This window comes from Kyrpidia tusciae DSM 2912 (genome assembly GCF_000092905.1).
GTDB classification, from domain to species: domain Bacteria; phylum Bacillota; class Bacilli; order Kyrpidiales; family Kyrpidiaceae; genus Kyrpidia; species Kyrpidia tusciae.
The window spans coordinates 3128637-3143737 of the sequence record NC_014098.1; the positions used below are offsets into that span (position 1 = coordinate 3128637).

Consider the following 15101-nt stretch of genomic DNA (forward strand, 5'->3'; position numbering starts at 1 on the left):
CACACACTTCCGTGTCCCGCGCTCCTGTCCCTAAAGGACATCTCCAATCCTGCGATACGCACTGTGAAAGAACAGCAACGGCCGTCCCTCACCCGGGTGCAAAGTCACCACTTCTCCCACGTAGAACGTGTGATCTCCTCCATCATAACTGTCCCAAAGTCGGCAGGCCAAACTTGCCAAACAATCGGATAACACAGGTATATCCTCGCACCAGTGATAGGGCAAGGATTCTTCCACCATCCGATCCGGTTTCCCGGCAAAATGCCGGGAAACCGATACCTGATCCTCCCTCAGAATGTTGATGCCGAACCGTTTGGCTTGAGGACTCAACAGAACATCCACCGCCAACCCGTGATGGGGTGAAGCCCCCACCATCACCGGAACCACCGTCTTTCCGGACAAAAATCCCGGCGGCATCTGATCGAGAAACATTTTTAACAACCCGGAATACGAAGCTTTAAAGGTGGGGCTCGCCACGACGAGGAAATCCACCTCACTGATTCTGCCCAGCGCCTCTTCCACCGACGGACTGGGCCATTGGACCAACTCAGATCCCAACAGCGTCAGATCCTCCTGCGATTCCTCGACGGTGAATCCGTACGTCTTGGCCCGTTCGGCGACCTGCCGGACCACCTCTGAAGCAGCCTCCCACGTCCGCGAACGGGCCTTCGGATTTCCAACCACCATATGCATGTGTAAAACCGACACACCCATCCCCCTTTCCCCCTACGAGCCGCCCCCATCGCAACGATCAAGACACGACTCTCTCCGGGTGATTACCTTCTTTCCCGGCCGGTGACCCGTGTGGGATGGTTAAGAGCGGTCAGCGGGGGATCTCCCCTCAAGACCCGGCGAACATTCCTTTGAATGACGTCCGTAATGCCGTCATAAGACTGATCTGTGCATCCCCCGATGTGCGGCGTGATGAGCAGGTTCCTCCCTCCCGCTGTCCAGGCGGAAGGAATCGGCGGCGGTTCCTCCCGAACCACATCGAGACCCGCACCGGCGATCGCTCCCATGTCCAGTGCGGCCAACAACGCCTCTTCGTCCACCCAAATCCCCCGGGAAACATTGATGAAATAAGCGGACGGCTTCATCAGGAGAAAATCCCGCACAGTAAACGGGATGACCTCCGACGGAGAATTGGCCGAAGCGGTGACCACGACAAAATCGGACTCTTGGAGCAACCGATCCCGCTCTTCCGGCCCGGCCAACCAATCAAATAGACCCGACAGAGAAGGGTCCGGGCTGCGTTTGATCCCGATCAGCCGAACGCCAAAAGGAACCAGGCGTTCGGCCAGAGCTTTTCCGATCCCCCCCACGCCATAGATCCCGACCGTTCGATTCCGCAAGGAGACACCCAATGGATTGCCCCAATCGCCGGACAAAAACCGCTCGCGAGCCTGTCGAATTCTTCGGGAGAGCGTCAGCATGTGCCATAAGGCGATTTCCGCCACGGATTCCGCATTTCCGGAACCGTAGGAGGGGACATTGGCCACCCACACCCCAAGCTCCGTGGCCGCCTCGACATCCACCGAGTCCACCCCCACTCCCGCCTGATGAATCAGGCGCACCTCTCGGAGGCCCTCCAGCAGATCCCGATTCACGGGCTCCACCCCGGGAATCAGCACCTTCAACTCGGGATGCCGGATCAACTGATCCCTCTCCACCACATCCACCCCGACTTCGGGCAGTTTTGCCCTCAACTGTTCCAGCAGATTCCCCCAATTCTTGGAGACCAAACCCACTACGACCTTGTACATCGCGGTTCGATCATTCCTTTCGAACTCTCTTTTCAGGAGTGAACCATGCTCTTGGGGGCAGGCCGACTCAGCCCCAGATGATCCCGCAACGTCACTCCCGTGTACTCTTTCCGGAATATGCCGCGCCGTTGCAGCTCCGGCACCACCAGCCGAACAAAGTCTTCAAAACTGCCCGGCAAGACGCAGGGAGTGAGCACAAAACCGTCGCACGCTTCTTCCCGAAACATCGCCTCCATGGCATCGGCCACTTGGGCCGGCGTCCCCACCAACTGCGGCGTCAGTTCACTCGTTGCAAAACGTTTGGCCGCGTCGCCCAAGCTCAGATTTTCGCTCTGGGTTCCCTGAAGGATCACGTCAAAGGAACCACGGGATCCCTCTTCAAGATAGACCTGGCGAATCGGTTCGTCCAAAGGGTATTTGGACAGATCAATGCCGATATGACTGGACATGGTCGATAAGCCGACAACCGGATGCACCAGCTCATTGACAAAATCCGCCTTCTCCCTGGCGAGCGCCTCCGTCTCGCCGACAATGACTTGCAGGGCCGGCAGAATGGCGCACTCCTCCGGCTCGCGCCCGTATCTGGCCATCCGAGATTTCACGTCCCGATAGAAGTTTTTCATCTCTTCCACCCGGTGGTGGAGCGTGAAGATCACCTCGCCCCACCGGGCTGCGAATTCTCTCCCCCTCTCCGAGGATCCCGCCTGCATGAGCACCGGATATCCCTGAGGACCGCGGGGCAAGGTGAGCGGGCCTTTTACTTTTAACCACGTTCCCGCGTGATCAACCGCGTGAACCTTGGACGGATCGGCGTACACGCCGGTTTCCCGGTCCATCACGATCGCGTCTTCCTCCCAACTGTCCCACAGTTTTAAGCAAACTTCAAGGAATTCATCCGCCCGATCGTACCGCTTGTCGCGATCGGGAATCCGCTCAAAACCGAAGTTTTGCGCCTCGGCATGGGTGCTGGACGTCACAATGTTCCACGCGATGCGTCCTTTGGTCAAGTGATCCAATGTGCAGAGCGTCCGAGCGATATAAAACGGAGCATAGAAGGTCGTGGACAACGTCGCTCCCAAGCCCAACCTCTCCGTCGCCGTCGCGACCATCGCCAAGACAGAAACCGGATCCAGCGACATCGATCCCTGTCCCCCGTACTTCACCCCGACCTCGTACCCTCCTTGAAAACCGCCGTAGACGCACAACACGTCGGGAAAAAACAACATGTCAAACTTTCCTTGTTCCAAAACCCGGCCGATCTGCTGATATAACTCAACCGCAAAAAGATTGCGGTGAGTCGCCGGGTGACGCCACATCCCGTGATGATGATTCGTCGGGCTCAGATACAAGTACGCAACTAAATGCATGTGTTTCATGATCTTTTCCCTCCACCGTCATCCTGTTTTCGTCCGCGTTCAACGAACAACCCGGGGTTGCGTTGTCGCCACAACTTCGACTTCGATCAGGCCCACCACCAAAGGCGCTCCCACCGTCGTCCGAGCCGGATAAGGCTCGGTGAAACATTCGTAAAACAGTTCGTTCCACACAGGGAAATCTTCGGTGTTCTTCAGATAGGCCTTCACTTTCACCACATGGTCCAAGTTCAGCCCGGCCGCCCGCAGCATCTTGTCGACGTTGTCGAGGGCCGTGCGGGCGTGCTCCTTGAAGTCCGCCTCATGCGCCACTTCCCCGGTGGCCGGATCCAACCCCGTCATACCGCTGATCAAGAATATCTCTCCGATCTGCACCACCGGGGTCGTACGCAACTGAAATTTTTCATTCAGGACCTGAAACGCGTCCACCGGTCCAAGCAATTTTAACATCATCAGCCGCCCTTCCTTTCTTGGTTTATAGATTATTGGTATGGAACAAACTTCCCGTTTTTCACCGTTAAAATGATGGAGGGGGATCCTTGAATGTCTCCATTCTTATCAAAAGTGATTTTTCCAGCGATCCCTTGAAATCCCCCCGGATCCCGAAGCACCGTTTTGATGGCGTCAAAAGAGAGAGAATGGGCCTTCTCGATCGCCTGCTTCAGGATGTGGACACTGTCGTACGCGAGGTGTCCCAAGAATCCCGGTTCTTTTCCGTATTTCTCCTTGTAGCGCGCCACGTATTTTTGCGCTTGATCACTGGAAATCAGCGTGACCGGCGTCAGCGTTTCCATGACGACATTCTCTGCGGCAGGTCCCGCCAAGGCAATGAACTGCTGATCATAGTTGCTGTTTCCCATCAGATATTGGGTCTCCAACCCCAGGGCTTTCCCCTGTTTCACGAGAGCCGCCCCCTCAGGGTAGTATCCGGAGTAATAAAACAGGTCCGGATTCATTGACTTGATCTTGGTCAACACCGGAGAATAGTCCTTTTCCCCCGGCGTGATCGCTTCAAAATCGACCACTTTGCCGCCCATTTGTTCGAATGCATCTTTGAAATACGTCGCCAACCCTTTCGAATAGGTGCTGTTGTCGTGAATGACCGCCGCCGTTTTTGCCCCGAGTCTTTCCGCCGCCACCTTGGCATCCATGGCGCCAAACTGATCGTCCTTCGGGGACATCCGAAACACGTTGTCAAATCCCATTTGTGTCAACTTGGGATTGCTCGCGGGCGGAAACATCAGAACGCCCCCTTGGGAATAGACTTGCTCGGTCGCCATGGCGGTGGAACTGGACAACGGGCCGAGTACGGCAATGACCTTCTCGTCAACAAGCCGACTGGCCACATTCAATGCCCCTTCATTGGACATGGTGTCATCCTCGGCGACGAATTGGATAGGGTGCCCAAGAATTCCCCCGGACTGATTGATCTCCTCAATGGCCAGGGCCGCAGCGTCTCGATAGTCGGTTCCCCATGACGCGGTCGACCCGCTGAGAGGCGCGCTCAACCCGATTTTGACCGGTGCCGCGTCCCCCTGCGCATCATTGGTGGTACTGCTGCCCGAGCCACAACCGACGATGGATCCCACAGCCGCAAGAAGCCCTATGGCCGTGAACAAGATTTTGCGTGGTGTTGCTTTCATTTCCACAAGATTGTTCCTCCCGTGTCAGTATCCTCGAGTCCGAACGCCACCCTGTCCTTCCACGGCAGCCGGGTCGGTCGCCCGTTCACTTCCGGGAATCGTAGCCGGGAGCGGAACAATCCACGGCTTTGTCGGCCAAATGCCCCGGGGTCGAAAGCGGAGAACCGCCATAATGGCCACCCCGAAGATCACCAGCCGCCAATCCGCCAGTGCCCGGACGAATTCGGGCAGCCCGATCATCAGGACCGTACCGAGCACAACCCCCGGTAAACTCCCCATGCCGCCGACAATGATGATCCCAATCATCTGCACCGAATTCATGAGGGTAAAGGATCCCGGGGTCACGATCCCCATCCTTGCCGCCAGAAAGGCCCCGGCCACTCCCGCCCAGGCGGAACCAAGAACAAAAAGTTGCAGTTTTCTCCTGTAGGTGGGAACCCCCACCGCTTCGGCCGCCAATTCGTCTTCCCGGAGCGCCAGCCAGGATCGGCCCACCGTCGACTTTTGCAAATAGGTCAGAAGGGCGATCGACACCAGGACAACCACCAGAAGCAGGTAGTAAAAATCAGCGGGCTGACTCAATGTCCCTCCAAACCACCGCGGTTTGGGTATGCCGACAATTCCGTTCGGCCCCCCTGTGATATCTAAATTGTTGATCGTCAGGTGGATGATTTCACCCAGCGCCAGAGATCCGAGCATAAAATATTCCCCTCTCAGGCGCAGAATCGGCGCTCCAAACAACAGGGCGACGAGGCAAACGGCAGCCACGGACGCCGGCAAGGCCGCCCAAAAGGACACTCCCCGCGTCATCAACAGTGCGGCAGTATAGGCGCCAATCCCGTAGAAGCCGGCATATCCCAGAAAGGGAAGGCCGGCGGTGCCGAAGATGAGGTGCATGCCCATCCCAAGCACCATGTACAGCAACACATTGATCATGACGTTCAGCAGAAAACGATCGTCAACCCACCACGGCCAGATCGCGGCTGCCAACAGCAATGCCGCTAGGGACACCCATTTGAGGAGGTTTCGATTTCGCTGTTGCTGTTCGATCCACACATTCGTCTTCCTTTCCCATTGGTTTACATGCCGAGGTAAACCTCCTGGACCACCGGATTTTTTCGCATTTCTTCGGCAGTTCCCGACATGACCACCCGCCCCGTCTCCAAGAGATAGCATCGATCGGCAAACTCGAGGGCTTTGGCCGCATTTTGCTCAACCAAGAGGATGGAAACGCGTTGGTGCCGGATCTGCGTCAGAGCCTCAAAAATCTGATCAATCACCAGAGGAGCCAGGCCCAAAGAAGGTTCATCCAACATCATCAGCTTCGGCTCGGCCATGAGAGCGCGCCCCAGCGCCAACATTTGTTGCTCTCCACCGCTCAACGTGCCCGCCAACTGTTTCGAACGTTCACGCAGTCTCGGAAACATATCCAGGACCCGCTCCATGTTCCGTTTCATGCGCCCTTCTCTTCTCCGGGCATAACCGCCGAGTTCCAGATTTTCGAGAACCGACATCCCAGGGAACACGCGCCGTCCTTCCGGCACCTGAACAATGCCCGTGCGAACAATGCTTTCGGCCTTCCGTTTGCGGAGAGAAACCCCCTCAAAAACGATATCCCCGTCGTACGAAACCACCCCGGAAATCGCATTCAATGTTGTACTCTTTCCGGCTCCATTGGCACCGATGAGGGCCACCCACTCGCCTTCCTTCATCGTGAACCCGACGTCCTGAACCGCTCGTACGCCGCCGTATCGGACATTCAGATGGCGCACTTCAAGGAGCGACGGCATACCGATCCCCTTCCCGCAACCCGGGTGCGCCGTCCACAGTCCCCACCGGGGCCTGTTCGAATCCGGAAGTTCCTAAGTACGACGCAATCACCTGCGGATCCTGCCGCACCTCGGCCGGAGATCCTTCGGCAATCTTCACTCCGTGGTTGAGCACCACCACCCGCTCCGCCAAGGACATCACCAGACGCATGTCATGCTCGATTAAAACCACTGTGATGCCGCGGGCTGCAATCCGTTCAAGAAAGGAAGACAATTCCTTTCGCTCCACCTGGCTCAACCCGGCCGCAGGTTCATCCAGAATCAGAACCTCCGGCTGGGTCGCCAAAGCTCTCGCCAGTTCTACCCGGCGTTGTTCTCCGTAGGGCAGATGAAAGGCCAATTCGTTGGCTCGTCTGTATAAAGAGGGGCTCACGAAAGACAGGCAGCTGTACGCCCATTCGATCCGCTGTCGCTCTGCCCGGCGGAAGGCCCTGGGGCGAAACAGGGCATTCCCCACGCCGCCCCGGCCCTGCCCTCGGCAGGCAACCAAGACGTTTTCCAATACTGTCATCGCCGGAAAGAGCCGAACTCCCTGAAACGTTCTGGCAATTCCGCGGCTGACCCTTTGGCTCGGCGGCAAAGCGGTCATGTCCTCTCCGTTGTGGAGGACCTTGCCCGAAGTTGGTGCGTGAAGACCTGTCACCAGGTGAAAAAACGTACTTTTCCCCGCCCCGTTGGGGCCGATCACCGCTGTAATGCTCCCTTTGGGAATTTGAACCGAGAAATCTTTCAAAGCCACGAACCCGGAAAACTGCTTCGTGAGTTCTTTCGCTTCCAAGACCGGTCTGTCGCTGTTCACCGCCGTTCCCTCCTCCGCATCTTCCGTTTCACCGGTTTCCTCCGCCTACAGCCGCTCAGGCAACGCTTCGCCGAAGATTCCCTGCGGTCGGATCAGGATCACCAGCAGCAGCAGGACATAGGCGATCACGCCCTTCCATTCGGCGGGCACCAACGAACTGCCGAACGCTTCGAAAATTCCGAGCAGAATTCCTCCGACGATCGCCCCTTTGACATTGCCGAACCCGCCAAATATCGCGGCGGCAAAGCCGTTAATGCCGGCCTGAAATCCCATGTAGAAGTTCACGGATCCGTAATACAAGGCGACGAAATACCCCGATACTCCGCTGAGACCGGCGGCCACCACAAACACCAGGGCCACGGCCGCTTCCGTGGAGATGCCCATCAGGCGGGCCGCCGTGGGATCCTGTGCCACGGCCCGCAAGGCTTTCCCCGGGAGAGTGCTGCGGAGGAATCGATCGAGAAGAACCATCAACAGCACGGCGACGCTCAACATCACCAATTGGACATAGGACATTCGAACATCGGCCATCTGAATGCCGGTCAACGGCCACAAAGCGGGCACATTGTTGAACCCTGCGCCAAACAGGTTTAACACTGTGTTTTCAATCGCAATCGCCAAACCCAGGGACGCCATGACCGGTATAAACGGCGGCGCGTTTCGCAGCGGGCGGAAAACGAAGCGCTCCGTGGCCCACCCCAACAAGACCGCCGCAACCATGGCCGCCACTCCCGATGCAATGGCCCGGACGAAGGCGGGACTCTGCTCAGGGACGGCCACTAACGCGAAAAGAGTGGCAAATGCTCCGAGCATGTATCCTTCACCTTGAGCAAAATTCACCAGACGACTTGCACTGTAGACCAATGTATACCCCAGAGCCATCAACGCATAGATCGATCCGATCGTTACACCGTTGATAACATTCTGGAAAATAAACATGACATTCACAATTCGAAGCACCCCTCCTTACGAGAATGTCGTCTGAAAGCGAGTCTTCCTTGATCAATAATCTAACATATAACCGACTACACCTTGGATTATACGTCATGTTTAATTACAATAAAACTACAGGATTTCGATCGCCCGATTCGTTTGATGAATAATCCCCACAAAGGAGAGGATGTCGATGAACCTGGACCAACTCCTCACCTTCATCGAGGTCGAAAAAACACGCAATTTTTCCAGGGCGGCGGAAAACCTTTTCCTTCCTCAACCCACCTTGTCCAACCGCATTCGAAGCTTGGAGCAAGAATTGGGGGGGCAGCTTTTTGAACGGGATTCACGGGGAGTTCGTCTCACCGAATTCGGGAAAATGGCTTTGCCCTATGTGGCATCCATCGTCTCCCAGTGGGCGGAGTTGAATCACAACCTGAGGAATTATCGAGAAAACTTGAAGAAAACCTTCCGCATCGGGATTCCTTTTGCTTTTTTTACCAGCGTCATGCCCAGGCTCCTTCCCCGACTGATTGAGCGATTTCCTTACATGAGCTTCTCTTTCACCAACATTTTGACCAGCAATATTATCGACGAGATCCAAAACCACGCCATCGACTTGGGGATCACGGCGTACGAAGTTGTCAATCCGCAAATTGCCTTTCACAAGATTGACGAGCAGGAGGTTTCCGCCGTGATGGCCCCGTTCTATCCATTGGCGAGACAGACCGACAAATCCGTCTCCCTCGCGCAGGTGGCCGCGGAACCTTTGGTGTTGTTCGGAAAAAACACCGCATACCGCATTCAAATCGACAACGAATTCCGCAAACGACAACTCCGCTATGTCGAGTTGATCGAGATCAATGAGATCAATACGATTATTGGAATTCTGAAGGGCGGGATCGGAGTCAGCCTGCTTCCCAACCGTTTCATCGAAATGGAACTTCAAACCGGCGAATTGGTTTCATTTCCGATACGCCCCGAACCCATGAAGCCCTTTCAAACATTCGCCGCCTACAGCACCGTCGATAGCGCCAAAATCCCCGATATCAAAAGCATTATCGATGAAATGACATCATTTTTTAGCGAAACTTAATGCGTTACAGCCTGATTCGCACCGTCACCTGTCCCCGGGCATAAAAAAACCTCTTTGTAGAAGAGAGTGATTATTGCATCAGTTTCCTCCGAATTTCCTCGGCCCATCGGGAAGCACCGCGCGTGACGGCGTTCCCGGGCCCTGGTTTCGTTTGAAGCCGTGCCGGACCGGGGCAGGCGGCCTGCCCTGCCGCGACCGGGAACGCCCCCCTCATCACCGTCGGAAGTCGATCTCATGAACCGTATCATCCCACCTGACCGTGGTTCGCGGCACCGGAGTTTCAGCGACCACCTGCCCACGGGAGATGACGTATCGGGGAAGGGGCATTCTGCGCATCAGATCCCATTTATCCCATTTTTCGCACATCGAAGAATGTCGAAACATGGAATTGATCATCTGCCTATTTCGACAAAATTCGACGTTATATCCACAAACAATGGCTTCCCTGAGGATTCAGTTGTCACATGATGTCGATTACCCACTTTCCGCCGGTGGCAATGAAGCTCCCATCAAGAGGTTATCCGTCCGGATCCGAATCCATCGAAGAATCTGGATCCCCGTCTCGGTGAGTCCCTGAAGATGATGGGTGACCGTCCCATCCGGCAGGTGCACGATCACGTGGGTTAACCCGTCAAACTCTTTCAGTAACGTTCGAGTAGTCGGAGAGCGAAACTTCGCACCCGCGATCGCCAGTGCCGTTTGTTGATCCTCCCGCATCCCTTGGCGCACCCGGTGTTGAATGATCGCGTACACCAGCAGCCCCAGTAAAAAGACATAGGCCAACGCCAAGACGCGTTTGGGGGTCTTGACGAAAATTCCGTGCACAAAATAGGGCTGTTTCAGGGCCCGAAACAGGTTCTCCACCTCAATCTGGCCTTTGTAATCCCGCAGCAGATCGGCATCGTCGGCCCAACGCGTTCGCGGGACGTTACTGATCAGGACAAATGTACTGTCCCGTCGCCGTCTCTGTTCAATGGCCTCCGTGTCGGGTTCCACCGTGAAGGTCACTCGCCACCGGATAACCTCTACGTTCCCTGAGTCGGGATCGTGTTTTCGCGAGCGTCCCACCCGCCGTTTCACGGTCCTTTCCTGCACCACCCGGCCGGTGACATGATGAAATCCCCAGCGATTATGACGCCGCCGCCAATCTTCCAAAGCCACCTTGGCGTCAGCTTCACAGTGGTAGCTCAGCCGCTCCTGCTGGGCCACCGCCTTCTCAATCGCCTGAGCCTCCTCTGCCACGAGTTTCTCCAGTCGCTTGGCTTTGCGCTGATCGAGTGCCGAGGACTCCACCACCACAAACCGATAGGTCCTCCCGTACAACTTCTCCTCGGTAACAAAGGCCGAATCGGCCACGACGATCAGGGTGTTCCAGACCTCTGGCGACAACAGTTCCGTGATCCGCTCTGTCCATGGCCCGTACCACTTCTTGTCGCTCTGATTCCCGCTCATCACATCCGCGAATAAGGGAAGCCCGCCGTAACTCCCCAGCCCAAACAAAAACTGCTTGAGGTCCGGACGCAGGTCCTTGCTGTACCCTCGGGTGATGCGAAAAGGCGCATCCTCGAAGTCGGCGGGATCGTAACTGCCTTGGACGGAAAAGGAGGTGGTGTCCAACCGGATGACATCCAGAACCAGGGACCGGGCATCCGGAGATCCCAAGGCAATCTCGTGATAAAGGCGCCAAGGATCGGCGTCGGCGAACTTATCCAGGGCCCGTGCCAGCCGGTCGTCATTGAAGTGGCCGGCCTCGATGCCATTGCCCAACAAGGCCTCCACATCCATATCCCGGAAGAATCACTCGATCCGGTACAATGGTTCCCGGCGCACGAGAAGATTGACCAAGAGAGCCGTGATGGCGGTGCCGGGGCTCACCTCGGTCCGATGGCGGTCCCACGTCACGTGGGCATCGATGATCTCCGCCACACGAAGCTCTCGACACAAGTAAGCCACCAGCGGTGCCGCTTCCAGCTTGTGAACTTCCACCGTAACACCCGGAAGTTGCATGTCTCTCCCCTCCAAACTCTGGTACAGAGAGAATTCGGAGGTTCTTGTGCGTTTTCCTCCTATACCGCTTAAAAAACCATCATTCGACAAAATCTGACATGCGAAAAATGGGATCTAACCATACTTCGTACCCACAGCAGGCGCGCACCTCTACGATGTTTCGAACAGCCACAACCAGCTGTTTTAATCATTGCCAATGCGTGGCTCGCCAGATGAGCAATGCGAACATCCGGCAAGATCAAAACACGGTTGTTGTTAACAATCCTCGGCCGATACCGCATTCGCTGTGACTCCACCCGATCCACTCATCCCGTGCCGCCAACGCCTTCGCCGCCGCTCCAAACACGAAGGCCCCCATGATGTGCCGACCGTTTCCCCGAATCCAGTAGCGTTGGAGGGCTCTAATGGCGAGGGTAAATCCCAGCGGGTGGTAGGCCGTTATCGTGGCATTCCAGTCCACCTCTTGTCGTTGTGTCACAGGCTCCACAGCGATCGGGCGAACGTCCTGCAGGGAAGCGTGAAGCTGTGCATGAACCACCATACTCCGTTCGGCCCGGACCTTCCTGTCTCCGATCCAAAAAGGGACCTCAAACTGAGATTTCATCCCGATTATACCTTCGAGACTATGATCTCAGATAGATTCGCGCCTGTTTAGGGACAGTTGCAGCAAAATTTTCTCCGCACCCGTGAAGAAATCAAGCGGCGCAAGGGCTCGACAACCCATGCGTCAGCACTGCTTCTGATCGCACAGGCTGGACAAAAAAGTTTACGACCGGTCAGTCTGTCTGAACAAGATAGATATCTCGCAACTCAGATATCGAAGTGCGCAGAATGTCGAGCAGTTCCGGGCGGATCTCTTCGTCCACCTCACACACGGTAACTGCCGCCCCTCCCTTCTTCCAGCGCTCCAGTACCAAGCGGGCAATGTTATAGCCTTGATTGTCCAGCAGACGCGATACACCGGCCAGGAAGCCGCGAACATCCCTGTGGTACAGGATGAGTGTCGGTCGATCTCCACTGAATTTTACCGGCAAGCCGTCCAGCTCTTGTATCTCGACTTTGCCGCCGCCGATGGAGCTCCCAATGATGTGAACCGTCCGCATGTCGCCACTCAATTTAATGGACACGGTGTTCGGGTGGAAAAAGCCGAGATTGGCCTTACGAAATGCATAGATGAGACCCGCCTCCGCAGCCTTTTCTTTTGCTGCAGACACCTCCCGCGATGCCGGAGAATAGCCGAGCACCCCCGCCAGGAGCGCGAGATCCGTCCCGTGTCCCTGATACGTTTCCGCAAACGAGCCCATAAGATAGAATACCGCTTCGCGCGGAGACTCTCTGAGCACTTGTCGGGCGATGTTTCCAATCCGTACGGCTCCAGCCGTATGGGAACTTGAGGGTCCGACCATGACCGGACCGATGATTTCGAATGCACTCTGGTACTTCATGCCTTTTCGTCGCCCCTTGGACCCGGTACAATCGGCATCGCTGTTCCTATTTCCTCACGACTTTGATCCAAACACCTGCTCGCGTAGCCGTTGGCCCGTCGGGGTTGCCGCCAAACCTCCGAGTCCAGTCTCCCGCAAGGAAACGGGAAGTTCCTTGCCTATCTCGTGCAACACCTGAATCACTTCATCCGGCGGAATCACGCTCTTTACACCGGCCAGCGCCATCTCGGCCGCGGCCAGTGCGGTGACGGCGTGCAGCCCATTGCGAATAATGCACGGTACTTCCACAAGGCCACCGACAGGATCACAAACCAAGCCGAGTGAATTCTTAAGCGCCAGTCCGACCGCGTGTCCGACCTGCTGCGGTCGACCGCCGGCCAGCTCGACTAACGCTCCCGCCGCCATGGCGGTAGCCGAGCCAACTTCGGCCTGACAACCGCCGGCCGCACCGGCGATCGATGCGGAGTTTGCAATCACTAGACCGATCGCCGCCGCTGTGAACATCGACCGCACGACCGCGTGGCGCGGAAAGCGCCCGGTATCGAGCGCATAGACCAATACACCCGGCAAGATGCCTGCTGCTCCGGCTGTTGGAGTCGCCACAATGCGGCCCATGCCCGCATTCACCTCGGAGACAGCCAAGGCATACGACACAACCTGCAGCGTGTTTCTGTCCATCAGGACCGGTCCGCGCTGAAGGTATTGGTATACGCGGTAGGCATCGCCGCCCGTGATACCCGTTCGTGACATCACAGGCTTTGCGATCCCCTGACGAACCGCTTCTTCCATAACGTCGAAGTAGTGGCTCATCCGCTCCAGGATCCGCATTTCCGATTGTCCGGTCTGTTCCATTTCCGTCTCCAGCATGAGCTGCGAGAATGTCGTTTCACGTTCCTCAGCCTGTCTCACGAGTTCATGAAGTTGCCTAAATGCCATTGCTGAGCCTTCCTTCCATAATCAGTGTGCCGTCGACAGACATCTGAGCATCTTCAAACTCGTATTTTAAGGGGCCGTCCTGCATTCCAGAACCCTGGTCAAGCCGTCCGACCACCGTGCGGTTCGGCGCCTTGCACAGTGGTCGGCATTGTTCCGCGTCTCCCCAACAGGGACCGTGAGGTGCGCAAACGTGAAAAGGGATGGTTCCTACGCGGAGATGGCGATCTCAGGAAAGCCACTCTTGCAAATGATCGCGGACGAACTGGTCATCCGTGAGATGCGGATACATCCGATACACCCGGTCAATTTCCTCTTTTTGCCCGCTGGATAGCCTTTCCTTCGGATTCAGACACCAGATGCCCTTGAGTAACCCCTGGCGCTTCAACACTTCATGTATGCCGGCAATGGAACCTTGGAAACTGTTGTGGGGATCAAATAGGGCTGCGTTCATATCCGTAATTTCTGAGCCTAAGGTGAGCAGGTTACTGGGAATCATTCCTGTTTTCTTAGCCTTACGAACTTCCTCAAAGATTTCAACTGCACGTTTTGTCCAGACGGCCCAATGTCCGAGCAATCCCCCCACAATGGTTTTCTCAACCACATCACCGGAAACCGGTACTCGGTAGGTTGTCAGCAAGTCGACAACAATACTATCATCGTTACCCGTATAGAGGGCGATCTCGTGACTTCGACCCGACGCACAGACCGCACGGACCACGTCTAAGGTCTGATAGCGGTTGAACGGGGCGATTTTGATTGCAACCAGTTGTGGGATCTCGACGAACCTCCGCCAAAATTCATAACTGAGAGGCCGTCCGCCCACTGAAGGTTGAAGGTAAAACCCAAATAAAGGCATTACCTTCCCCACCTCGGCGGCTCGAACCAGCAGCTGATGCTCTGTGGCATCTTTTAGTCCATGAGGGCTTAACAAAACCAGGTCATACCCCAAATCCTTTGCAATCTCCGCCTCGCGCACGGCCTGCTCCGTAGGGCCGCAGACGCCGGCGACCTTCAAAAACGGTCGTTTCAACGAAGCTTCTTCCACAGTTTGCGCTGCCAATCTTAGAACAGGCTCATACAGTCCGACATCATGAATCTCAAACTGAGTGGTATGGACGCCAACGGCAACACCACCGGCACCACTTGCAATGTAGTACCGGGTTAAAGCGCGTTGGTGTACTTCGTCTAACTCATGCTGTTCCGTGAGTGCCAACGGATGGGCCGGAATCACGGTTCCTTCCTTCAGAAGTTGAAATTTCTCCTTATTCATGGTCATG

Annotated in this window: 14 protein-coding genes and 1 pseudogene; 1 reads left to right on the top strand and 14 read right to left on the bottom strand. The window is 56.1% G+C overall.

Annotation, left to right across the window (positions count from 1 at the left end; genetic code table 11):
• Nucleotides 1-30 precede the first annotated feature (30 nt).
• From BTUS_RS17160 to BTUS_RS15295, 9 genes are all read right to left on the bottom strand, one after another.
• Complete coding sequence (locus BTUS_RS17160) at nt 31-714, bottom strand: flavin reductase (RefSeq protein WP_013076961.1); 684 nt, start codon at nt 712-714, stop codon at nt 31-33.
• Nucleotides 715-776: 62 nt separating this feature from the next.
• The gene (locus BTUS_RS15260; protein ID WP_013076962.1) at nt 777-1763 is read right to left on the bottom strand and encodes a 2-hydroxyacid dehydrogenase; all 987 of its coding nucleotides are present in this window, start codon (nt 1761-1763) and stop codon (nt 777-779) included.
• A 32-nt stretch (nt 1764-1795) separates the two neighbouring features.
• A complete protein-coding gene (locus BTUS_RS15265; RefSeq protein WP_013076963.1) occupies nt 1796-3139 on the bottom strand; it encodes an LLM class flavin-dependent oxidoreductase in 1344 nt (447 codons plus the stop codon).
• 39 nt (nt 3140-3178) lie between these two features.
• Nucleotides 3179-3589 carry a RidA family protein gene (locus tag BTUS_RS15270; RefSeq protein ID WP_013076964.1) on the bottom strand — a complete coding sequence of 137 codons (411 nt, stop codon included), beginning with the start codon at nt 3587-3589 and terminating at the stop codon, nt 3179-3181.
• A gap of 29 nt (nt 3590-3618) precedes the next feature.
• Nucleotides 3619-4779 carry a branched-chain amino acid ABC transporter substrate-binding protein gene (locus BTUS_RS15275; protein WP_245543425.1) on the bottom strand — a complete coding sequence of 387 codons (1161 nt, stop codon included), beginning with the start codon at nt 4777-4779 and terminating at the stop codon, nt 3619-3621.
• A gap of 24 nt (nt 4780-4803) precedes the next feature.
• Complete coding sequence (locus tag BTUS_RS15280; RefSeq protein WP_013076966.1) at nt 4804-5835, bottom strand: branched-chain amino acid ABC transporter permease; 1032 nt, start codon at nt 5833-5835, stop codon at nt 4804-4806.
• A 23-nt stretch (nt 5836-5858) separates the two neighbouring features.
• Nucleotides 5859-6569, bottom strand: coding sequence for an ABC transporter ATP-binding protein (locus BTUS_RS15285; protein WP_013076967.1), 711 nt, complete (start codon nt 6567-6569; stop codon nt 5859-5861).
• Entirely contained in the window at nt 6553-7407 is an 855-nt protein-coding gene (locus BTUS_RS15290; RefSeq protein WP_013076968.1) for an ABC transporter ATP-binding protein, read from the bottom strand. The genes BTUS_RS15285 and BTUS_RS15290 overlap by 17 nt, the downstream gene beginning before the upstream one ends.
• Nucleotides 7408-7452: 45 nt before the next feature.
• Entirely contained in the window at nt 7453-8367 is a 915-nt protein-coding gene (locus BTUS_RS15295) for a branched-chain amino acid ABC transporter permease (RefSeq protein ID WP_052300666.1), read from the bottom strand.
• Nucleotides 8368-8533: 166 nt separating this feature from the next.
• Between BTUS_RS15295 and BTUS_RS15300 the strand changes: the two genes are divergently transcribed.
• Nucleotides 8534-9436: a LysR family transcriptional regulator gene (locus tag BTUS_RS15300; protein ID WP_013076970.1), complete on the top strand. Its 903-nt coding sequence runs from the start codon at nt 8534-8536 to the stop codon at nt 9434-9436.
• Between the two features lie 474 nt (nt 9437-9910).
• Here BTUS_RS15300 and BTUS_RS15305 read toward each other — a convergent pair.
• The 5 genes and pseudogenes from BTUS_RS15305 to BTUS_RS15330 all read right to left on the bottom strand — a co-directional run bounded on the left by BTUS_RS15305 (nt 9911) and on the right by BTUS_RS15330 (nt 15100).
• Nucleotides 9911-11443: pseudogene (locus tag BTUS_RS15305) on the bottom strand (IS1634 family transposase).
• Nucleotides 11444-11681: 238 nt separating this feature from the next.
• Nucleotides 11682-12047, bottom strand: a complete 366-nt coding sequence (locus BTUS_RS15315; RefSeq protein WP_013076971.1) for a Druantia anti-phage system protein DruA — start codon at nt 12045-12047, stop codon at nt 11682-11684.
• Nucleotides 12048-12219: 172 nt separating this feature from the next.
• On the bottom strand, nt 12220-12888 hold the full coding sequence (sdaAB, locus tag BTUS_RS18710; protein WP_013076972.1) for an L-serine ammonia-lyase, iron-sulfur-dependent subunit beta: 669 nt from the start codon (nt 12886-12888) through the stop codon (nt 12220-12222).
• 54 nt (nt 12889-12942) lie between these two features.
• A complete protein-coding gene (gene sdaAA / locus BTUS_RS18715; RefSeq protein WP_013076973.1) occupies nt 12943-13824 on the bottom strand; it encodes an L-serine ammonia-lyase, iron-sulfur-dependent, subunit alpha in 882 nt (293 codons plus the stop codon).
• A gap of 226 nt (nt 13825-14050) precedes the next feature.
• Entirely contained in the window at nt 14051-15100 is a 1050-nt protein-coding gene (locus BTUS_RS15330) for a dihydrodipicolinate synthase family protein (protein WP_013076974.1), read from the bottom strand.
• Nucleotide 15101: the final 1 nt, after the last annotated feature.